At 39.7% G+C, this 21,025-nt stretch carries 19 protein-coding genes; 3 read left to right on the top strand and 16 right to left on the bottom strand.

The window, feature by feature from the left end; all coding sequences use genetic code 11:
- Window positions 1–97 precede the first annotated feature (97 nt).
- Together IHV10_RS04225 and IHV10_RS04220 are read right to left on the bottom strand one after the other, a co-directional pair.
- Window positions 98–457 (bottom strand): hypothetical protein, encoded by a 360-nt coding sequence (locus IHV10_RS04225; RefSeq protein ID WP_197127462.1) that lies wholly within the window; start codon window positions 455–457, stop codon window positions 98–100.
- A 383-nt stretch (window positions 458–840) separates the two neighbouring features.
- Window positions 841–1,497: an N-acetylmuramoyl-L-alanine amidase gene (locus IHV10_RS04220; RefSeq protein ID WP_197127461.1), complete on the bottom strand. Its 657-nt coding sequence runs from the start codon at window positions 1,495–1,497 to the stop codon at window positions 841–843.
- 271 nt (window positions 1,498–1,768) lie between these two features.
- On the opposite strand from IHV10_RS04220, the gene IHV10_RS04215 reads away from it, so the two are divergent.
- Complete coding sequence (locus tag IHV10_RS04215) at window positions 1,769–2,206, top strand: MarR family winged helix-turn-helix transcriptional regulator (RefSeq protein ID WP_231618122.1); 438 nt, start codon at window positions 1,769–1,771, stop codon at window positions 2,204–2,206.
- A 70-nt stretch (window positions 2,207–2,276) separates the two neighbouring features.
- Window positions 2,277–3,893 (top strand): MDR family MFS transporter, encoded by a 1,617-nt coding sequence (locus IHV10_RS04210; protein ID WP_197127460.1) that lies wholly within the window; start codon window positions 2,277–2,279, stop codon window positions 3,891–3,893.
- A 579-nt stretch (window positions 3,894–4,472) separates the two neighbouring features.
- Here IHV10_RS04210 and IHV10_RS04205 read toward each other — a convergent pair.
- From IHV10_RS04205 to yfcC, 9 genes are all read right to left on the bottom strand, one after another.
- Window positions 4,473–5,261, bottom strand: coding sequence for a GNAT family N-acetyltransferase (locus IHV10_RS04205; RefSeq protein ID WP_197127459.1), 789 nt, complete (start codon window positions 5,259–5,261; stop codon window positions 4,473–4,475).
- A 189-nt stretch (window positions 5,262–5,450) separates the two neighbouring features.
- Entirely contained in the window at window positions 5,451–6,809 is a 1,359-nt protein-coding gene (mgtE, locus tag IHV10_RS04200) for a magnesium transporter (protein WP_231619413.1), read from the bottom strand.
- Window positions 6,810–6,977: 168 nt separating this feature from the next.
- The gene (locus IHV10_RS04195; protein WP_197127458.1) at window positions 6,978–7,379 is read right to left on the bottom strand and encodes a DoxX family protein; all 402 of its coding nucleotides are present in this window, start codon (window positions 7,377–7,379) and stop codon (window positions 6,978–6,980) included.
- A 154-nt stretch (window positions 7,380–7,533) separates the two neighbouring features.
- Complete coding sequence (map, locus tag IHV10_RS04190) at window positions 7,534–8,283, bottom strand: type I methionyl aminopeptidase (RefSeq protein ID WP_197127457.1); 750 nt, start codon at window positions 8,281–8,283, stop codon at window positions 7,534–7,536.
- 81 nt (window positions 8,284–8,364) lie between these two features.
- Window positions 8,365–8,970 (bottom strand): TVP38/TMEM64 family protein, encoded by a 606-nt coding sequence (locus tag IHV10_RS04185; RefSeq protein WP_197127456.1) that lies wholly within the window; start codon window positions 8,968–8,970, stop codon window positions 8,365–8,367.
- A gap of 121 nt (window positions 8,971–9,091) precedes the next feature.
- The gene (locus IHV10_RS04180; RefSeq protein ID WP_197127455.1) at window positions 9,092–9,475 is read right to left on the bottom strand and encodes a hypothetical protein; all 384 of its coding nucleotides are present in this window, start codon (window positions 9,473–9,475) and stop codon (window positions 9,092–9,094) included.
- Window positions 9,476–9,596: 121 nt separating this feature from the next.
- The gene (locus IHV10_RS04175) at window positions 9,597–10,052 is read right to left on the bottom strand and encodes a pyridoxamine 5'-phosphate oxidase family protein (RefSeq protein WP_197127454.1); all 456 of its coding nucleotides are present in this window, start codon (window positions 10,050–10,052) and stop codon (window positions 9,597–9,599) included.
- Window positions 10,053–10,148: 96 nt separating this feature from the next.
- Entirely contained in the window at window positions 10,149–11,321 is a 1,173-nt protein-coding gene (gene iadA, locus IHV10_RS04170; protein WP_197127453.1) for a beta-aspartyl-peptidase, read from the bottom strand.
- 31 nt (window positions 11,322–11,352) lie between these two features.
- Window positions 11,353–12,855: a putative basic amino acid antiporter YfcC gene (gene yfcC / locus IHV10_RS04165; RefSeq protein WP_370568926.1), complete on the bottom strand. Its 1,503-nt coding sequence runs from the start codon at window positions 12,853–12,855 to the stop codon at window positions 11,353–11,355.
- Between the two features lie 174 nt (window positions 12,856–13,029).
- Here yfcC and IHV10_RS04160 point away from each other — a divergent pair, with 174 nt between their 5' ends.
- A complete protein-coding gene (locus tag IHV10_RS04160; RefSeq protein WP_197127451.1) occupies window positions 13,030–15,096 on the top strand; it encodes a sigma 54-interacting transcriptional regulator in 2,067 nt (688 codons plus the stop codon).
- A gap of 232 nt (window positions 15,097–15,328) precedes the next feature.
- On the opposite strand, the gene hpaD is transcribed toward IHV10_RS04160, so the two are convergent.
- Genes hpaD through hpaI form a run of 5 tightly spaced genes read right to left on the bottom strand, consistent with a single transcriptional unit; the run spans window position 15,329 to window position 21,024 of the window.
- Window positions 15,329–16,312 (bottom strand): 3,4-dihydroxyphenylacetate 2,3-dioxygenase, encoded by a 984-nt coding sequence (gene hpaD / locus IHV10_RS04155; protein WP_197127450.1) that lies wholly within the window; start codon window positions 16,310–16,312, stop codon window positions 15,329–15,331.
- Between the two features lie 11 nt (window positions 16,313–16,323).
- Entirely contained in the window at window positions 16,324–17,799 is a 1,476-nt protein-coding gene (gene hpaB, locus IHV10_RS04150; RefSeq protein WP_197127449.1) for a 4-hydroxyphenylacetate 3-monooxygenase, oxygenase component, read from the bottom strand.
- 11 nt (window positions 17,800–17,810) lie between these two features.
- The gene (gene hpaE, locus IHV10_RS04145) at window positions 17,811–19,325 is read right to left on the bottom strand and encodes a 5-carboxymethyl-2-hydroxymuconate semialdehyde dehydrogenase (protein WP_197127448.1); all 1,515 of its coding nucleotides are present in this window, start codon (window positions 19,323–19,325) and stop codon (window positions 17,811–17,813) included.
- Window positions 19,309–20,100, bottom strand: a complete 792-nt coding sequence (locus tag IHV10_RS04140; RefSeq protein WP_197127447.1) for a fumarylacetoacetate hydrolase family protein — start codon at window positions 20,098–20,100, stop codon at window positions 19,309–19,311. Before IHV10_RS04140 ends, hpaE begins: the two co-directional genes overlap by 17 nt.
- Entirely contained in the window at window positions 20,101–21,024 is a 924-nt protein-coding gene (gene hpaI, locus IHV10_RS04135) for a 2,4-dihydroxyhept-2-ene-1,7-dioic acid aldolase (protein WP_197127446.1), read from the bottom strand.
- Between the last annotated feature and the right edge of the window lies 1 nt (window position 21,025).

Here is a 21,025-nt window from a genome sequence, read left to right as displayed (position 1 = left end):
AATTCAAATTCTAATCCTATTATCATCATCTTATGTTTCTGCAATACGTTCATTGTATACAGATGTTATTGAAAATGAAACTGGCATGCTTTATCCATTATTCTACGGTCACTTGTAGATAAGAAAGCATAAGTGTTTCTGCTTTGTTTTTTAGATGAATGTTTGGAAACCTCATAATTTCACGATAACCCCTAATAAAGATTTCATATTCTGTAATATCTTCCTCACGGCGTGCATCCATTACTTTAATTCTTCTTTTTCTCAATTCAATTCGTACATCAAATAGATCTTTGCTGATTTGATTCATAATTTGTTCTACTAATGCAACGTATGGCTGTCTCAATTTAAATGGAGAGCCGCAAATAATCTGCAGATCGCGATTAAAAACTGTAAGTAAAATCGGATACATCACAAATTTTTCAATAAGCGAACGCTCTTCTTCGCTTCCATATTGCACGACAATCCCCCCAATCTCAAGAAGACAAAAAACGTGAATGTACGGATAATATGTTTCTTATGTGAAAACTTCGAATCTGCTTTTTTGCCGAGCAGTATCCCTTTATTATATGACCGTCGAAAGAGTATGGAATTACAAAACGGTGCGAGATATCACCTTTTTGCGAGAGGTAGATCATTTCTATTCCAACCCGTTCTTGAATGCATCTCATTAATAAGTTAGTCACGAAGCAACCTCCTTTTTTATATTATATGCGAACAAACGTTCTTTTTATACTAGAAAAAAATACCTGCCTTACTTAAGAGGCAAGTATTTTTGTTTTATTTACTATTACCTGGAATGAAAATCAACTACTCTCGAGGCTGTTTTCGCATTGATTGTTTCTAGGAGTAATCAATATGAACAGCAAATCCTGCAGATTTAGCTTTTCTAGAAAGGTTTTCGGCATTCTCTCTAGATGTGAATGCCCCAATCTGCACCTTATAGAGCTTTTCTTCTGCAGTGACAAGTTCTTTAAACTCGTTCTGGTTAACAACAAACTTTTTTAGCTCATACTTAACATCCTCAATGAAAAATGGAAATGTTTTATCATATTGATGAAAACAGTTTAAAGGATCTGTCCTTCTTTTTGGGTCTAGCTGAAAGTGCCCTTTTATGTCCCGCGCAGGGTCCCATTGGTACATCTCACATAAATACGCAAAAAACCATACATAACGGCTATAAGCTTTGTTAAAATCTATGGAAGGTCCATAGCATAACTCTACCCCAATCGCCCATTCATTAGCATCCGATACGTTAGAGCGAACGTGCCAAGCTTTTTCTTGCAATGGAATGATCATCAATATCTGTTTATCATCTATGAATACGTGTGCAGAAGCCTCTAGTTGTCTGCTGTTGAAATATTCATAGTTCTGTTGAGCCGAAGAGTTAGGGTTACCAGTATCGTGCGCAACCGCATAGCGTGGTATACGATTACCTCCTGGACGCTGCTTCCATTCTTTCTTAATAAGTTTAGTTGTAATCTGATACTTTACTTTCATACCAACACCTCCCATTTATTTAAATTAGAAGTGTTTGTTTATACAAAAAAAGAGCCATTACGGCTCATTTTTTTACATTCCACCTGGTTGTGATTGTGTTGTGATCGCCCAAACCCAGTAAGCTGCTCCGATCAAAAATCCAAAGCCTAAAAGCACAAAAAATAATGTTGAATTTTTCATAATCCGTGTCTCCCCAAACCTTTTGCTTTCTTTCTTATTAAATATAAATTATCATATACTAGTAGAAGAAACAAAAAGCAAGGGTGTTAAAATGGAAAATAGAGAACAAACCCCATTAAGAAATGATTTAGAGCGCGAATTGGAAATGAGTTTACGTAGACTTTTTCGTACGTTAAGAAAAGGTTTGAACGAAGTGTACTCAGATTATATCCCAAGCAATGAGTTTGCTGTTCTTCAGACTTTATTTATTCAAAGTCCTCTGATGGCTTCCGAAATCGCTAACGAATTAAAAGTTTCATCAAGCCATATTACCGCGGTTACGGATCGGCTTGTTGGAAAGAATTATATTCAGCGTGTACGATCAGATTCAGACCGTCGGATCGTCTATTTGGAAATTACTGAAGATGGTAGAGAAATTGCACGAAAAATGGATAACATTAAAAATAACTACCTAGAAAAAAAGTTTGCTGCTTTAACAGATGGAGACATAAAACGAATGATAGAATCTTCAACAAAACTGCTTGATTAATGGAGCAGTTTTCTTTTTAGCAAATAATTCACATTGTGAATTATTTACAACATGAATAGGAGGATGATGCATGGAACATCTTGAAATGCGGCGGAAAGTTATTATCATGCTTTCCATCATGTCTGCTATGCTTTTTGCTGCGTTAAACCAAACAATTGTTGGTACGTCCTTACCAAAAATCATTGCTGATCTTGGAGGAATAGAATACTACAGCTGGGTTTTCACGATTTTCATGCTCACTTCAAGTATCACTGCTATTTTAGTTGGAAAACTATCAGACATTTACGGAAGAAAGCCATTTATCCTTTTAGGGATTGGAGTGTTTACGGCAGGTTCGCTTTTATGCGGCATATCCGGAAGCATCCTTGAGCTCATCTTATACAGAGGTGTTCAAGGCTTTGGAGGCGGTATGATCATGTCAACGGCTTTCACAGCAGTTGGGGATCTATTTCCACCTCGCGAACGCGGCAGATGGCAAGGGATTATGAGCAGTGTTTTCGGTTTAGCTAGCGTATTTGGTCCTACATTAGGCGGATACATCGTTGATCACTTTCATTGGCACTGGGTATTCTGGATCTTTCTTCCCTTTGGCCTCGTCGCTTTTGCTGCTATCTACTTTTTATTTCCTTCTGTACAAAGAAAAGAGAAAGAATCTATTGATTACACAGGTTCTCTGCTACTAACGTTAACAATGGTTCCTCTTCTCCTTTCATTCACCTGGGCAGGAAATGAATACGATTGGGTATCTCCAGAGATCATCGGACTTTTCACTGTAACGATCGTAGCTTTCTTTTTGTTTGTGCTAACAGAAAAGCGTGTATCAAGTCCTGTTCTACCACTTGATATGTTCAAAAATAAAGTGTTCACCGTTTCTAATATAATCGGATTCTTTTTAGGAGCAGGCATGTTTGGGTCCATCATGTATATGCCTTTCTTTATACAAGGAGTGATGGGAACATCTGCTACTAAATCCGGGTTTGTAATGATGCCATTAACACTTGCCATGGTTGCAGGAAGCACGATAAGTGGGCAGATTATAACTAAGACAGGCAAGTACAAGAAATTGGCTATGCTTGGATTGTTCATCATGGTCAGTGGTATGACAAGCATGCATTTTATGGATACTCAAACGACTAATACGACAGCAATCATGAATATGATCCTCGTAGGTTCAGGACTTGGAATCGCGTTTCCCATCTTCACCTTAACTGTGCAGAACGCAATTGAACATAAATATTTAGGTGTTGCGACCTCTTCTGTTCAGCTGTTCAGACAGCTTGGTGGTACGATTGGTGTTTCAATCATGGGAAGTGTTATGAATAACTCTCTAGCCGATCACTTTAACAAAGAGTCCCAAAAGTTAGTCGCCTCTTCTCCCAGTGTTACACCTGAGATGAGCGAGCAGATTAAAGAGCTTGCAAATCCTCAAGTGCTGCTGAACCAAGAAGCTGTTTTAGAAAAATTTAATGCTTTACCTCCTGAATCATTAAATATGATTAAACAAGTACTTGGTATTTTGCGTGAGTCTTTAAGTTATGCATTAAACGGTGTTTTCTTAACCGGCGCAATCGTTATTGGCACTGCATTCATATTAACCTTCTTCTTCTTAAGAGAAATACCACTAAGAACTTCTAATGAAGAAAAGAATGCCTCAAGTGAACAAGCCGAAGAACGGAAGCTTGGTTAGTTAACAAAAGAAAAGGCTGTTTTCGTAAACTTTGTTGCTTTTGGAAGTGTTGATTTCCGTTCCAGGCTGCTCGCTTTCCACGGGGCAGGCGCTGAGCCATATTCGTACGTTTCACTCTTAAGTGTCTCAGCTGTCTAGTTGCAGTGGCTAGCCCCTCGAGGTCAAAAGTTTAACGGTCAAGAAGGCAAAGTGCGCCTTCATGGCCCATTCAACTTTTGCTTGTCGGGGCTGAACGAGCCACTTCCACTTTTCAAACTGCCCGCCTTAAGAAGTTCCTTGCTCCTGCGTCTACAAGTGATGCTTCGTAGTAAACTTCCTCGTCGCATGCCTTGCATGGAGTATCTCAGGTGGTAGGCACACACCTTCCACTTCAATCAATTATCAAAGGTGACAAAGAGTTTAAAGCAACAATCTTTTAGAAAAGTGCCAAAGAAAAAGACGGCAGAATCGCTAGAGCTGATTCTGCCGTCTTTTTTTTCGCTATTGGACACATCATTCTTCGGGCTGCCCTCAACGTCCTAGCCGAGAGTTACCCATCTTCACTTCATTCAATTGTCAGAGGATAAAAAGATTTGAAAGTTATTTCACTACTTCTTGGTTTTTTTGGGTTTCTGTTGTTTGGACTGAATAGTTCATACTCCAAAATCCAATATCTTTAAAGCCTAAACGCTTATATATCGACCCTGCTTTAGGATTATCATAGAAAAGACAAAGCGTTTTCCCTTCAGCTAAAATATCGTAGCATAGCGCTTCCATACAAAGTGAAGCATACCCTTTGTTTCTTTTTTCAGGGTGTGAACACACGCCGACAATCATCGCTGACACTGAATTTTCTGCCGTAGAGGATGCACAAGAAACAACGGTATCCTCTTCTCTAATAAAATAAGTGCGCCCTGTTTTGGTGGATAATGCTTGCTCCAAGCTTTCTTTTGCTGTTTTTCCAATTGAGAATTCTTTGATCAAATATTTTAGTTCCATAAGACTTTCTACATCTTTAACATCTGCTTGTATTATATTTTGTCTAGAGCTGTTTTGGTTTAATGCTTTGGCATCCTTTAATTCAGCAAAATACAGTTCTTTTGTTCGCTCAAAATTTAAATAAGGAATAAACTGCTCGGTAATTTCCTTTTTACCAGAAAGCATTTCATAACTTTTATCTTTATTGATAATTTCCGAAAATGCTTTTGCATTAATTTCCCCTTTTGCATAAGGAAGGTAGTTCCCTTTATAACGGAGAAGGATACCTGTGATAGATTCGTTATCATCAACATCTGCCCAGATGTCCTGAGAATCTGTTTCATAACCAAAATTCTCAATATCAGCAATAATAAATAAGTTTAATGCAGGTTCTTCACTTAAATAGTCCATAACTTGTTTATGCCACGTTTGATCCATCTTAACTATCATCTGTACACTCCTCCTTAAGATGTTTTAATTTTATCCGCAAATTGGAAAAATGCAACATTTTTTTAGAATAAAAAAACCAGTCAAAAGACTGATTTTTTATCAACATCATATTGTTTTCAATGTAAGAGATAGCAAGATGGTATCTTTTATTTATAGTAAATATGATAAGAACATGGTCGCTGTACCAAAGTATACTAAGAGTGAAAAAATATCATTCAATGTTGTGATAAGAGGTCCCGATGCTACCGCTGGGTCAATCTTAAATCTGTATAGCAGTAAAGGAATAAGTGTTCCTGCGAGCGTACCAATTATCAAAGTAAAGAATAAAGAACTGCCTACAACAAGCCCCAATACTAGATTACCTTTCCATAAAAAGGCTACGATTGAAATTAAAATTCCGCATGTAATTCCTATAATGAACCCAACACCAAATTCTCGGAGTATTAATTTTACAATAGTCGGCCGATCAATGTCATGAGATACAAGTCCACGAACTACAACTGCAAGAGACTGTGTACCTGTATTCCCTGTCATACCTGCAATCATTGGCATAAAGTACGTAAGTGCAACCGCGCGTTCGATCGTTCCTTCGAACGTACTAATAATACTTCCAGATAGAATCCCAATAAATAAAAGTAAAATAAGCCAAGGCAATCTTCTATAGGAAGCTACGAGTGCACTTGTCTGAAAATCAATGGATTTACCAGTTGCCGATAACTTCTCGATGTCTTCATTCGCTTCTTCAATTAATACATCAAGTACATCATCGACTGTAACAATCCCTATCAAATGATCATGTTCATCCGTTACAGGGACTGCAATAAAGTCATAGCGCTCAATGGTTCGCGCTACTTCTTCTTGATCTGTCTCTGCGGGTACGGAGATAACCCTGCTGTACATGATCTCTTCAATCTTCTCATCCATTTCTGCTAATAACAGATCACGATAAGAGACAACACCAACAAGCCTTCTATCATCATCAATTACATATAAGTAATAAATATTCTCTGCAAACCCGGCAAATGTCTTTAGCTTTTCAACCGCATCTCTGACTGTATAAACTTGCGGAATCCATACAAACCGATTAGTCATGATTCCACCAGCGGTATCTGAATCATACTGCATAAGACTTTGAACCGTCTTCGATTCATCTGCTTTCATGGAAGACAGAAAATCTTGGATCTCATTAACATCCAAATTGCCGAGAAGATCGGCCAAATCGTCATTCTCCATTAAGTTCATGATGTGAGATGATCGCTCAATGCCTAGTTTATTCAGGATTTCCATCTGAAGATCACTTTCAAGCTCTTGAATCAAGGATGCAATCTGTCTTGTTGTTAAGAAGGTTACAAACTTATGTCTGTGCTTCTCAGGCAAATTTTTATAAACATTCGCAATATCATACGGGTGAAGTTCATCGATTAAAAGCTGAAACTCCTTTTTTCGCAACTCTTTTAAGTTTTTTATGACATATAATAATATCTGGTTTTCTGACATCTCTTTAAACAAGGAACGTCACCTCCTTATAAAAGTACTTCACCATTATAAGTGATTTTTCAAACTGTGACTATGGTATCGTATTGAATCTTTTCTTCTAATCCTCATTACTTAGGCAAAAGAAAAAACCACTTAGCATAAAGTGGTTTAGTCATTTTCATATTAGTTCAGTATTCAATTCTATTTTAACCAAAGGTGATCCAGAGAATAATCTCCTGCACCTGTTAAAGCGACACCTACCACTACGGCAATTAAAACAAGGTTAAATTCATAACCGTTCGCTGTAACCCAAAACCCATTCTGCAAGTGAACTTTAACTGCGGCCACAAGCATCGTTCCAGCAATCAATATAGCCCCAATTTCGGTGAATAATCCGGCAGCAAACAAAAGTCCTCCGCCAAATTCAGCCAGCCCTGCTAAAAGAGCCATCGTATAGCCTGGTTTAATGCCAATGGATTCCATCCAGCCTCCGGTTCCTTTTAACCCGTAGCCGCCAAACCATCCAAACAACTTTTGTGCTCCATGTGCCGCTAACGCTAGACCCACCACTAATCGAATAATAAGTAATCCTAATGATAACATCCCTTAACCCCTTCTTTCTTTCGTTTTTTTACTTACTTTATGTTAGTATATTACAATGAGTAACTTATATGTGTCAAGTTACTTTAAAAAAATAACCTTAAGAACAAAAAAAATTACCGCTCTCCTTATTAAAGAATATGCGGCAATGTTTATTTTAAGCTTGTTCTGTTAAAATAATCGGTCCATCTTTTGTGATAGCAACGGTATGTTCATATTGTGCTGATAGACTTCCATCATAGGTAACGGCCGTCCAGCCATCCTGCTTCAAACTAATATGGGGTCTACCTTGATTGAGTATGGGTTCGATGGTAATAACCATTCCTTCTTTTAAAGTAATACCCGTATTTCTCTCTCCAACATGATGAACTTGAGGCTCTTCGTGTATATGACGGCCGATTCCATGACCAATAAACTCTCGAACAATAGAATAGCCCTTATCCTCAGCATAAGATTGTATCGCATAACCGATATCCCCCAAACGACTACCAACTTGCGCTTGTGATATCCCTTTATATAGTGCATTTTTGGTCGTTTCCATTAAGGCTTGCGATTTCTTAGAAACGTTTCCGACTCCATATGACCAAGCAGAATCTGCCAGCCAACCGTTTAAGTTCACGACAAAATCAATCGTTACGATATCTCCTTCTTTTAACGCTCTTTTATTTGGTAGCCCGTGACATACTTCATCATTTACTGAAGCGCAAGTTGCATAAGGATAGCCCATATATCCTTTTTGAGCAGCTTTTGCTCCGTGATCTAATAAATAATTTTCAACAAATTGGTCAAGTTTCAATGTTGTTGTTCCTGGTGTAACAAGTTTATTTAATTCTTTATGACAAGATGCGAGCAATCTTCCTGCTTCTTGCATCTTTTCAATCTGCTTTTGTGACTTAATCTTAATCAATACAAAGTCTCCCTTCCTCTTTTTTAACTATATTCAAGGAAAAAGATCTTCGTGAAAGTAAAAAAGCATCTGGCGCTATCATTACGCACGATGCTCTGATTCTTTAAGTCTTGATTCGACTATTTTTCCACCTAGCCACAATACGAATATGCCAAAAGCAATCATCCCAAGTTTTAAAGGACTTTTCAACACATCGATAAAATCATACCCGATAAAAGAAACGATCGCGATCATCACCAATTTACCGAGAGCTAATGCAAGCAAAAAGGTTTTAACATTTATCCTCGATAATCCGCCTACAACATTTACTAGAGCGGAAGGAGTAAACGGAAAACAATAAATAAGAAATAGCATACCAAAACCATGTCTCTCTACCCAGCCTAGCATTCGTGTAGTGTTTGTATGCCTGTTTAAGAAATTCAAAAAACGCTTTTGTCCATACCTCCGTACTAGCAAGAATACGATGATAGAACCTACGCAAACCCCAATCCATGAATAGAGAAAACCTAACCAAAATCCGTATGCTGCTGCATTTCCCGCTACAAAGATAAAGAGCGGAAGAATCGGCAGAAATGATTCAAGCATAGGCAGCAATATTCCTGGCAAAAAACCTAGATCTTTGTATTGATCAAGCAGCTCTAATATATTTTTTTCAGTAAAATAGCGTTCCCAGTTTCGCCAGTCCATCTATCGTTCACCCTTTTCTTCCTCATACCCTCATCGTTGCCACAGTTAACTTGTTTAAAACCGACTTTAGGAAAAACAAGGAGTTAATCATTTAATTTTATCACAAAGAGACAAAAGTTCACTATTTGCTTAACGTATTTGAATGTGTTTTATCACTTTTTTGTCCTACAATAAATCCACAGCAGAATACGGAGATAAATGAGAATAATGGAGACAAAATAATTATAACCTGTATTCCTTTTGTTTCTGCGTCAACCGGAAACAAAAGACTATACATAACTACTGTCCCATGAATTAAAATTCCCACAACAGCCAACAGTTTGTTTATCCACCCAATATTAAAGCGGTTTAACGCACATAAAAATGCAGCAATCCCCCACAGCAGAAGAAAATATCCCCAAACGTTCAATCCATCAGTTGTTTCCACAAGACTCGTGATCTGCAAGATGCCTACAAACATTGAGACTAGACCAGATAAGAAAAACAATCTGTATACGATAGGCATGTGATCTCCTCCTTGTTTTTCATGACTTCCATTCTAAGAACAAATCTATAAATAAACAAAAAACCGCCACAACATAATGTTTTGACGGTTTGTATGATTCTTCTAGTTGTAGAAAGCCACCTTATTTCATTAAAGCGTCATACACTTGTAAATCTAACTCTTTCGCTTTCTTTTCATTATACGTCTTTTCATAAACAGGTTCTTGGACGATCTTTGCACCCCAGAACATGCTTTCAAAAACATGATCAATTTCCACTTCAATCTTCGCAAGCTTTAATGGTACACCTTCCATGGTATCTTGAAGTATATTCGCTTTTCCATTAATAGAATACACCGTTTCAAGCCCTACCACCGTAAGGACCACATTTGGATTATCTTTAATGTTTGTTACGATACGTGAATTGTTCGTAACCGTAAATCGAATCTTTTCTTTTGACAAGCTCTTTACCCAAGATATTGCGTTAACAGATGGAGCTTTCGTTTCTACGTCAACGGTTCCTAAGAGGACAAGCTGTTCGCCTTGCAGGTGTTCAAACAATTCTGGACTTAATACTGTCGGAATTTCTTGTTTTGCCACATGATCGCCACCTTTTAGAAAAATTATGTATGTTCCCTATTTTACCATATATTTCATAAGTTAAAAGTGAAAAAGGAAGCCAATAATTAGCTCCCTTTACTCTTCAAAAGTTCCCTTGACCAAAGCTTCTCCATTTTGAACCACCACTTGCCCAAACGCAATAACTGAATCGATGCTAAGATCTTCATTCAGCAGAACAAGATCAGCATCAAGCCCTTCTTGCAACCTTCCTTTTTGTTTAAGCTTTAAAACGCGAGCGGGATTAGAAGTAATTGTTTGCAATGCTGTTTGAAATGCAACACCTTCTGTTTTTACTGCGTCCCGCACTTCGCCGTACAGCGAGTTCACTTTACCGATACGCAGCCCAGTAAATTCTCCAAATTCATTAAATGCAGGCAAACTTCCCTGCGCGTCTGATGTGAAGGTTATTTGTTCGATAGCCACCCCTCTATCAAGCATCTTCTTTAACCCAATGCTGCATTTGACTTCGCCTTCTTCTAAAAACTGCTTTGTCGTACTCGTAGTAAAATCAACGATACCGCCTTTTTTTGCATATTCGATACCTGCTTCAAATAAATAAGAATTCCGGTTAATATGAGTCGGATAAAACTGAGAAATAGGCAGATCAGTCGTCTCTACAACTTCCTCAATTAAAGACAACATGCGTTTACTGTCGCCAAGGTGAATGTTCACTACACCCGCTTTTCCTGAAAGCATACCTCCAACTCTTGCTTGTGAGGCAAGCCTTGCGAGTTCGTGAGCAACCGGCTGGCTGGATCGATGATCAGCAATAGCAATTTCACCTACACCAATAATCTCATCAATCATCATAATGTCTGTTTCGATATTCCCCGTTAACGTTTTAACAGGTACTTGGTAAGATCCAGTATGAACGAAGCACGATATTCCTTCCTCTTTAAGCGCTTTTGCTTTCGCGATTAAATTAGTCATCGTACGAGCTGTTCCGTCTGTCCCGATCACACCAACAATGGTTGTCACACCAGCTTTAGTAACATCTGAAAAATAGATCTCAGGAGTTCTCGTTTTATAACCGCCTTCTCCTCCGCCACCAGTAATATGAACATGTGCATCAATAAATCCTGGTGTCACAATTTTTCCTGTTGCATCAATAATATTAATATCTAGAGCAGATGCCGGCCAATTAATATTTTCTGAGATGCTGGCAATCTTCCCAGCAGCTAGTAAGATATCCTTTTTACCAAGATAATGAGGCGTATATACCTCACCGCCTTTGATAAGAGTAAACATGTAAATCATTCCTTTATTCTTCAAAGATAGTTTATTTAAAACCAATTAGTACAGCAATTACAATTATGATTGAGGCAAAAGTAAACAGCAACGCTTGAAACTTAATTTGGAACTTGAACCATTTTCCCCAATCTAGACGTGCAACTCCTAGTGTTCCCATCAAAGCCGCAGAAGTTGGTACAATCATGTTCGTAAAACCGTCACCAAGTTGGAAAGCTAGAACTGCGACTTGCCTTGTAACTCCCGCAAGATCAGCAAGCGGAGACATTAACGGCATTGTCAGTGCCGCTTGACCTGAACCTGATACAACAAAGAAGTTAAACACAGATTGGAATACATACATAATCCAAGCCGATAGCGCTGTAGGCACATCTTCAACAATTCCACCTGCCGCATGTAGAATCGTGTTTAATACTGATGCTTCAGCAGGATTGTCACCACCAAGGATGATCACAATACCTTTTGCCATACCGACGATAAGTGCTGCTGGAAGAAGATCCTTTGCACCTTCTTTAAAGCCATCAGCAATTCCGTTCACTGTCATGTCGTTCATCTTGAATATAATACCAATTATACCCGCAACTAAACCAATCGTAAAAAATTGAGTCGCGATTTCTGGAATGTAATATGCTCTTTCTACAACTCCCCAAACGATCCAGGCAACTCCCGCTAAAATAGTAAGAAGAATTAAGATATGGCCTGTTCCAAAGTTTGATTTAATATCTGTATGTTTAAAATCTTCACGGAAGTATGCATCTGAATCATAAGATAAGGAACGCTTTGGATCTTTTCTAATTCTTGATGCGTATATCCATGTATATACAATTCCTACTAATGTAAAGAAAGCCCACATCCCAATTCGGAATGGTGCACCAGATAGTACTGGAATGCCAGCAACACCTTGTGCAATCGCGACACCGAACGGGTTCATCCATGATGTTGCAAAACCAATCTGTGTTGCAACGTATGTAATCATAATGGCTGTTATGGCATCATAACCGAGAGCTATCACAACGGGGACAAGAATCATCGCAAATGCGATCGCTTCTTCACCCATCCCAAAAACAGCACCGCCTAGAGAGAATAATAAGAACATGAGCGGGATAATGAGTGCTTCTCTACCTTTAGTATGGTCGATCATTTTTAATATACTGTCTTCTATCGCACGCGTTTTCATAATGATACCGAACGCGCCGCCGATGATTAGTATAAAGGCAACAACCCCAACTGCTGACCCCCATTTGTCCCCAGAAACTAAACCTTCAAAAATGTAGTTTAAAAAACCGGCACCACCGCCTTCTTCAAATAGACTGACCCCTTGAGTAGTTGGCTCACCGTCCTCCCCTTTTACATACGAAAAGCTATCAGGAACAAGTACTGTTTTAGTCTGCTCTTCGCCACCCTGCATAAAGGTTGTTTCTTTCGTCTCAAATTGACCTGCCGGAATGATATACGTTAATAAAGCCATTAATGCTACAACAAAAAACACGATAACAAACGTGTCCGGCATCGTAATACCTTTTTTCTTATCCACGTTACTTCCCCCTTTTCTATAATTCACCATTCATCATTTGCAAGAATTATGCCAACATTCCGTCTCCCTTTGTTAAAGGTTTTTAAATATTTTGTTTTATTTAATGGCTGGTTATAAGATAATAGTTTCATAACCAAAAAACGACCTAAAAAAGACCATTAAAAGAAGGTGTATATGATGGAAACTAAAAAACAGATTGTTCTATTAGCAGGTACAAAGGAAACTCGTATTGCTTTATCCTGCCAACTTCAATCCATATTAGGCGACTATTTTCATATTAAAAGCTATTCTTCCGAAGAGATTCTTCCTACACGACTGGAGAATGAAATCGTAATTCTATCTTCTTATCTGATAAAACGTGAGGTAGCTCACTGTTTGAGTGAATCTTGTAGAGTGATTACGGCAAGACGCACCGTCAACTATGAATTTATGGATCAGCTTTTACAACTGCCAGAGGGTACAAATGTTATGTATGTGAACGATTTTCCTCAAACGGTAGAACAGTCAGTACAAACTCTCAAACATCTAGGAATCAATCACTTGAATTACCTCCCCTACTATCCTGGCATTCCTCACTACCAACATGCAGATATCGCTGTGACACCCGGCGAGATGCATCTCGTGCCAAAAGAGGTTAAGAGAATTATTAATATCGGCGTACGTCTGATCGACATTACTACCATAACAGAGATTTTGAGCGTACTTGGTGTCTTAGATGACCGGGCAACAGGCATTTCTGAACGTTTTACAGAAAAAATTATTCAGTTGTCTAAGAAGCTTGCACTTGCTAATCAAAAGGCACTTCAACTTAACGAACACTTGGACAAAGTATTAAACGGAGTGAATGATGGTATTTTATCATTTGATCATACGGGAAAGATTACCGTATTTAACGAAGAATTGAAAAGCATATTTTCAACCGATTCAAAACAAGCTGTCGGAAAACATATTAAACAAATTATGAAAGATAAAGACCTGCTGAACTTTCTAACAGATACAACAAGTGAACAATCAGATCAATTTTTCACGATCAATGATACAAATGTTATGGTTCACCGGTTCGCATTACCGGCGGAAAACACAATGATTGCAACATTCAAAAACACGAGCACTACAATCTCGATGGAGAAAGCCGCACGACATGAACTAAAGCGAAAAGGTTATATCGGAAAGTATTTTTTCAGTGATATCATCGGGGACTCCGAGGAAATTATTCGAACAAAAAATATTGCGAAGAAACTAGCTGCAACAGATCTCTCCCTCCTCATACAAGGAGAGAGCGGCACGGGTAAAGAGCTCTTTGCAAGCTCCATTCATAACGAATCCGGCAGAAGAAACGGTCCCTTTCTAGCAGTAAATTGTTCTGCCCTTTCTGAGGATTTATTAGAAAGTGAACTATTCGGATATGAAGAAGGTGCATTTACAGGGGCAAAAAAAGGCGGAAAACAAGGTCTTTTTGAACAAGCAGAAGGTGGTACCATTTTTCTCGATGAAATTGGTGATATTAGCGTCAAACTTCAGACACGCCTCTTACGTGTTCTGCAGGAAAAAGAATTAAGAAGGGTTGGGGGAACTCGTGTACTTCCCATTGACGTAAGGGTTATTTCTGCAACGAACAAGGACCTGGCATCTGACATAAAGCAAGGATTGTTTCGGGAAGATCTGTATCATCGTTTAAATGTTCTTTATTTAAAAATCCCGGCACTTCGTGAGAGAAAAGGCGATATCCCACTTTTACTGAATCATTTTCTAGCGATGCGTACTACGAAAAAAATGAAAGTGGAGAATGAAGTCGTTGGGCATCTTATAAACCGCTCCTGGACGGGGAATATTAGAGAATTAAAGAACGCTATTGATTATATGCTTGCTGTTTGCGACAAAGAGAAGATTACTGTTTGGGATCTGCCTCAGGAAGTGATGAGAATAAGTGGTTTTGAGAGTACTTTTGCAGGAGAGGCGATTAAGGAGATTTCAGTCACCTCGGAGGAACTGCCGCTTATTGCACCAAATGAAGAAGCTGCGATTATGAGCTGCATCTATCGCAATCATCTTTCTGGTAAAGCATCCAGCCGAAAGAGCTTACTGCTGGACTTGGAATTACAAGGCGTTAAGCTCTCGGAAGCCCAAATCAGATTGCGCTTAGACCTCTTGGAAAGGAAAGGGTTTATCGTAAAAGCAAAAGGGCGAAAAGGAACACGGCTGACTGAGAGCGGACTACTTTATATTAAGAATGAATTGTAGAGGTCATTAATCTTGAGAATCGCTCATAAATCTTGAGAATCGCTCATAAATCTTGAGAATCGCTCATAAATCTTGAGAATCGCTCGTCCAGCGTGCATAAAATGCCGCTAGACGAGCTTAAATCGTTAAAACCTACAGAATATACTCCAATATACTCCCAAAAAAATAAAAAAAGCCGCCTCCTGCAACAAACAGGAGCCAGCTTCCATCACTGTATAACTTCATCCAAAAATCAAGTCACAAAATCAGGCTTGCGCTGCGCTAAAGTCGGACTTTTCAGCTCTACGGGTTCACCTTTTTCAAGACTCAAAAAGGAAGTCGCTTCGTTAAACCAGCTGTCAGGAGCTTTATGTCCCCAGAACGTCTGGCGCCTCGGGTCGTTAATATCCCACTTGATCGGCTTAAAGTCAGGATCACTCGTCAGATAGTCTCCATTATATAACTCAATGCGATTTCCATCCGGATCACGGACGTATAAAAAGAAGGCGTTCGATAATCCGTGACGTCCTGGCCCACGCTCGATATTGTCAGCATATCCCATGCTCGCCATCACATCACAGCAATGGATGAGACTCATCGGATCAGACAGCCAAAAGCCTACATGATGAAGACGAGGTCCTTCTCCGTTCATAAACGCAACATCATGTACAGTCGGCTTACGATGAAGCCATGCTGCCCATGTGCGATCATCTTCTGTTGCTGTATATTCAGAAATTCTAAATCCGAGTTCATCTGTATAGAATTGAACAGCTGCTTCCACATCTGGAACCATACAGTTTATATGATCGATACGCTGGACACGTGCACCGCGGTAAAGATCATACTTCTGGATACAGCGCTCCACACTTTCCATCTCTACAAAAAACTCAAGCGGTATGCCTGAAGGGTCTTCTACACATAACGTTTTACCGATTCCAACTGCAGGATCTGCATCTTTCCATAGCACTTTTGCGCCCTTCCCTTTAAAAAAGGTTTCGAGTGCATTTAAGTGACTGTCTTCCCACACCTTGTAGCTCACAACATGAACGCCAGGTTTATCAGCTTTTTTCAACAAAAGGCTGTGATGAGAGTGCTCCTCCAGTCCACGTAATGCCATCCATTCTGATGAAGAGGCTGTTTCAATGAATCCAAGAGCATTTACGTAAAAATCACGGGAAGCATGAAGGTCGGTTACGTTCATGACAACACGCGCAATTCGAATAATGTTAAAATCCATGACGGCTCCTCCTATACACTACTGTAATTATGGCTTTTAGAATTCACGCGCTGCAAAAAATCTTTCACCATCGCTTTATAAGGCTCTTTGTTAAATTGATCATAATAGATGTTCGACATACGTGCCGGATCTCCAAAGAAGTAATATTCATAAAGAGCTTGGCGACCACCGAATGTGCTGATTGAAATATCCCATGCTAAACGGAACAATTGAGTGCGTTCGTACCCATCAATGTTAGCCCCTTGTGTATAACGATGAACAAGTTCTCCGATGTCATCAGCGTTAAAATCTGCTTCTGTTGGAATTCCCATCAAACCAGAGGCACCGAGGATCTTCACAATTTCAACAATGCGCTGATACATTTTTGGATACCAGTTACGAGCTGCGTTCAATGGCGCAAAGTCCGGTGTCATGTTTCCATACTTATCAAGAGAAGCGTTGTGCTCTGCACGGTAAAGGTGAGAACGCATCGTTTCCAGGATAAGCATGACTTCAGATGCTTTTTCTTTGACATGTGGAAACACATCAATACCGATTGATTCCATCATATTTAGTATGACGCCGAGCACAAATTCAGTTTTCACCGTATTCTTTGCGATTACTTGATGAGCCATATGAACGATGGCGTTCGTCTCCACATACGTACGGTTACAAATATCAGAACTGCCGCTTACAAACACGCGCTCCCAAGGTACAAGCACATTGTCAAAAACAACAATCGCATCACTCTCTTCAAAGCGAGAGCTTAACGGATGATCCCATTGGCTTCGCCCCGTATCAAACGATTCTCGACATAAGAACTTTAAGCCATCTGTATTGTTCGGAATAGCAAAAGCCATCGCATACGGATCATCTTCAGACGAAGCTTTGTTCAATGTTGATGGGAACACGACGATCTCATCCGTTACCCCACCGAGTGTAGCTAACAACCTCGCCCCTTTAACTACGATACCGTCTTTATTCTTTTCAACGATGCGAGCGGATAAATATGGATCTTTTTGTTCAGACTGCTTTTTCGAACGATTCGTCTGTGGATGAATCAGAGTATGAGTTAAGCTGATGTCATTTTCCCGGCAATAGTCATAATACTTTCTTGCGTTCTCTGCGAACATTGGATCGTTTTGTGCAAAAAAGTTACCTGACGTACCGAATGCCATAACACTCGTGTTTAAATAATCTGGTGTACGCCCCATCATTCCGCCTGTGTATCCCGCCCATTCAGAAATCATCTCACGTCGGCGAATAAGATCGTCTACAGTTTTAGGAGCAATAAAGGAAAGCCCCACTTTATCTCCTGTCTGTTCAGAGGTATAGAGCATCTTGTCTGCTTTTTCATGCTGGAGGTCATACAGGTTAGCAATGGATCTTACAATGTTTCGAAAAGCTGGATGAGAAGGAACATCTTCCACTTTCTCACCATGAATCCAAACGTTATTCTTAGCCTTTGAAATCCCTTGGATATATTGTTCCCCCGTGCGTGCAGGCAAAGAAATCCCTCCTAATGTTTCGCTTCGGTTTGAAGCGACTGTTTTTTCTTTCCGAACTGCTGAATGTGATGGTCAGCTAGTGCAACATGCACTACTTTCATCTCAGTATAAAACTCAAACGCATAGTGTCCGCCTTCACGACCGATCCCGGAATTCTTAGAGCCTCCGAAAGGAATACGAAGATCACGAACGTTTTGCGAGTTCACCCATAACATCCCAGCTTCAACCGAGTTTGCGACGCGTAGACCTTTTTTCATGTCATTTGTCCACACATAGCCCGCTAGACCATATTTAATATCATTTGCATAATCAATTACTTCTTCTTCATCTTTAAAGGTCATCACAGATAATACTGGACCGAATATTTCTTCTTGGGCTACAGTCATATCATTTTTCACATTTAATAAAAGTGTCGGAGCAACAAAGTTTCCTTTTTTGTGAGTTTCAGAGATAGGCTGACTGTATACTTCTGCACCTTCGTCTTTAGCAATCTGTAAATATCGTTTTACATTTTCATAGTGTTCTTTATGAATGAGTGGCCCGACTTCTGTATCTGGATCTGACGGATCACCTACGATAATGTTGTCTACCCTTTCTTTCAAACGTGTTACGAACTCGTCTTTAATCGATTCTTGAATGAACAAGCGGGAGTTCGCCGTACACCTTTCTCCATTAAAAGAAAAGATTCCCCATACACAAGCATCGAGAGCACGTTCAAAATCACAATCATCAAATACGATGATTGGCGACTTTCCGCCCAGTTCCATTGAAAAACGCTTTAAAGAGGCAGCGCCGTTTCTCATAATCTCTGAACCTGTCTTTGTCTCACCTGTAAACGAGATAAGCTGTACATCTTCATGAGCAACAAGAGATGCTCCAGCTGTCTCTCCAAAACCATGAACGATGTTGAAAACACCTGCAGGAAGTCCTGCTTCATCCACAAGTTCAGCTAGTTTATTAGCAGTTAACGGCGACCATTCAGCTGGTTTCAAAATGACCGTGTTTCCCGTGGCAAGTGCAGGTGCGATCTTCCAAGTCTCAAGCATGAAAGGTGCATTCCATGGCGTGATCAACCCTGCAACGCCGACCGGCTTTTGAATCGTATAGTTCATGAACTCATCATCCACATGATAAGCTTCACCAGACATGCGGTTCTTTACCATTTCTGCATAAAATCTAAAGTTATCTGCAGCACGCCCTACCATCTTTCGGGTTTGAGCAATAGGAAGTCCCGTATCATAGGACTCTAACAACGCAATCTCTTCTACATCCCTATCGATTAAATCAGCAACCTTATAGATGTATTGTAGTCGCTTTTCCTGCTTCATCTTGCACCATGGTCCTTGCTTGAAGGCCTTTTTTGCAGCAGCTGCAGCTCGGTTAATATCTTCGATCGTACCTTCACTAACCGTATTGATCTTTTCATTCGTAAAAGGGTTTGCGTTTACAAAAAAATCACCTTTGTGTCCCGTTACAAACTGACCATCTATATAATGGTGAACCAACTCTTTAATTTCCGGTTTCATGATCCTTCCCTCCAGTTGGAACTTTTTCTGTACGACCATCGACGATCGTATTCTCTAAACAGCCTAAGTAATCGATCTCAAGTCTAACCACATCACCTGGGTGAACGTGTGATATTCCTTTTGGTGTACCTGTCCAAATCACATCATTTGGTTCAAGCGTCATGAACGATGAAACAAATTCAATGATCTCAGGGATAGAGTACATAAGATCTTTGGTGTTACCCTGCTGTCTCAATTCACCGTTCACATAGGTGCGTAGTTCTAGGTTCGTAACATCTGGGATATCTGTGGCATCAACATAATAAGGACCCATCGGACCAAACGTGTCATGTCCTTTTGCGCGTACTGGAGGACGGTACCAGTTGTTCACAAAATCACGGACTGTTACATCGTTCGCAATGGTGTAACCGCTTACAAAATCCATCGCATTTTCAGCTTTAATATTTCTTCCCTCTTTACCAATGACCACAGCTAGTTCATTTTCATAGTGCATGTATGTTGCACCATCTGGATAGAATACTTGCCCTTTATGACCCACTAATGATGAGTTTGGTTTAATAAAAAGGACAGGCTCAGCCGGTTTCTCCAGTCCCAGCTCATCGGCATGATCGGCATAGTTTAGCGCTAACCCGATCATCTTGTTCGGCTTAAATGGAGGAAGCCACGTTTTGATTTCACTAACCTTGGCTGATTTCCCTGATGAAAATGTGATCACATCATCCACTACAGTTCCTTTTTGTTCTCTTCCTTCAAAAATCACACGAGCATGCTTCATTTATACTTCACTCCCTATTTTTTCTACTAACCCGTAATCAGCAAGTACACTTCTTATTTCTTTTTGCAAAGAATCTGCCGGCAAGTCCATTGGCAATCTTAATTTTGGATTGATCTTGCCCATCATGCCTAACGCAGCTTTTAGTGGAGCAGGATTCGTATCTTTAAAAAGAACATCATTTAGAGGCATTAAATCATAGTGAAGCTTAAGTGCTTCTTCTACATTTCCAGACTCCCAGGCGTTGTATACTTCTGCCACTTTAGAAGGTAGCACATTTGCTGTTGCTGATATGTATCCTGCACCACCAATGGCAAGCATCGGATAACAAAGAAGTTCTATGCCTGAAAACAGCAAAAAGTCACGTCCACAGTTTAATAGCACTCGGTTAATATGCTCGAAGTCTTTATTGGATTCTTTTACTCCGATAATATTCGGACAGTCTTCGTTAAGGCGTGCAAGTGTCTTCACTTCTAAATTTACTGCTGTTCTTCCTGGGATGTTATAAATGATTAGAGGAATGTCTACTGAGTCTGCGATAAGTTTAAAATGTTTGTATAGCGCATGCTGAGAGGGCTTGTTGTAGTATGGGACAATGACCATAGCGGCATCTGCACCCATTTCTTGAGCTAATTTCGTTAAATGTAGTGATTCTTGATGGTTCGTTGATCCAGTTCCTGGTACGATAGGCACTCTTTTATTTACTGCTTTTATCGCTGTTTCCATGACAAGCTCACGTTCTTTTAATGTCAGCGACGAGGGTTCTCCTGTCGTCCCGGTGACGGAAATCCCGTGACTTCCAGACTGGATATGCCAGTCAATTAAATTTTTTAGCGTTTCGAGATCCAGCGACTCATCATCATGAAACGGGGTGATGATCGGAGCAATTGATCCTCTTAAAGACTTTTTTACCTCTTCTACTTTCATG

Source organism: Fictibacillus sp. 5RED26, assembly GCF_015903895.1.
GTDB lineage: Bacteria > Bacillota > Bacilli > Bacillales > Fictibacillaceae > Fictibacillus > Fictibacillus phosphorivorans.
The sequence above is the reverse complement of the archived record's forward strand: the minus strand, read 5'-3'. Positions and strand labels throughout refer to the sequence as shown.

Coding starts and splice junctions, on each gene's coding strand:
- IHV10_RS04160 (WP_197127451.1), top strand. CDS start 13,030: ATGATGGAAACTAAAAAACAGATTGTTCTATTAGCAGGTACAAAGGAA.
- IHV10_RS04185 (WP_197127456.1), bottom strand. CDS start 8,970: ATGGACTGGCGAAACTGGGAACGCTATTTTACTGAAAAAAATATATTA.
- hpaE (WP_197127448.1), bottom strand. CDS start 19,325: ATGAAACCGGAAATTAAAGAGTTGGTTCACCATTATATAGATGGTCAG.
- hpaD (WP_197127450.1), bottom strand. CDS start 16,312: ATGGATTTTAACATTATTCGAATTGCGCGTGTTGTCATGAACGTAACC.
- IHV10_RS04215 (WP_231618122.1), top strand. CDS start 1,769: ATGGAAAATAGAGAACAAACCCCATTAAGAAATGATTTAGAGCGCGAA.
- hpaI (WP_197127446.1), bottom strand. CDS start 21,024: ATGAAAGTAGAAGAGGTAAAAAAGTCTTTAAGAGGATCAATTGCTCCG.
- IHV10_RS04195 (WP_197127458.1), bottom strand. CDS start 7,379: ATGTTATCATTAGGATTACTTATTATTCGATTAGTGGTGGGTCTAGCG.
- IHV10_RS04180 (WP_197127455.1), bottom strand. CDS start 9,475: ATGCCTATCGTATACAGATTGTTTTTCTTATCTGGTCTAGTCTCAATG.
- IHV10_RS04210 (WP_197127460.1), top strand. CDS start 2,277: ATGGAACATCTTGAAATGCGGCGGAAAGTTATTATCATGCTTTCCATC.
- iadA (WP_197127453.1), bottom strand. CDS start 11,321: ATGTTTACTCTTATCAAAGGCGGTGAGGTATATACGCCTCATTATCTT.
- IHV10_RS04220 (WP_197127461.1), bottom strand. CDS start 1,497: ATGAAAGTAAAGTATCAGATTACAACTAAACTTATTAAGAAAGAATGG.
- IHV10_RS04140 (WP_197127447.1), bottom strand. CDS start 20,100: ATGAAGCATGCTCGTGTGATTTTTGAAGGAAGAGAACAAAAAGGAACT.
- IHV10_RS04205 (WP_197127459.1), bottom strand. CDS start 5,261: ATGGACTATTTAAGTGAAGAACCTGCATTAAACTTATTTATTATTGCT.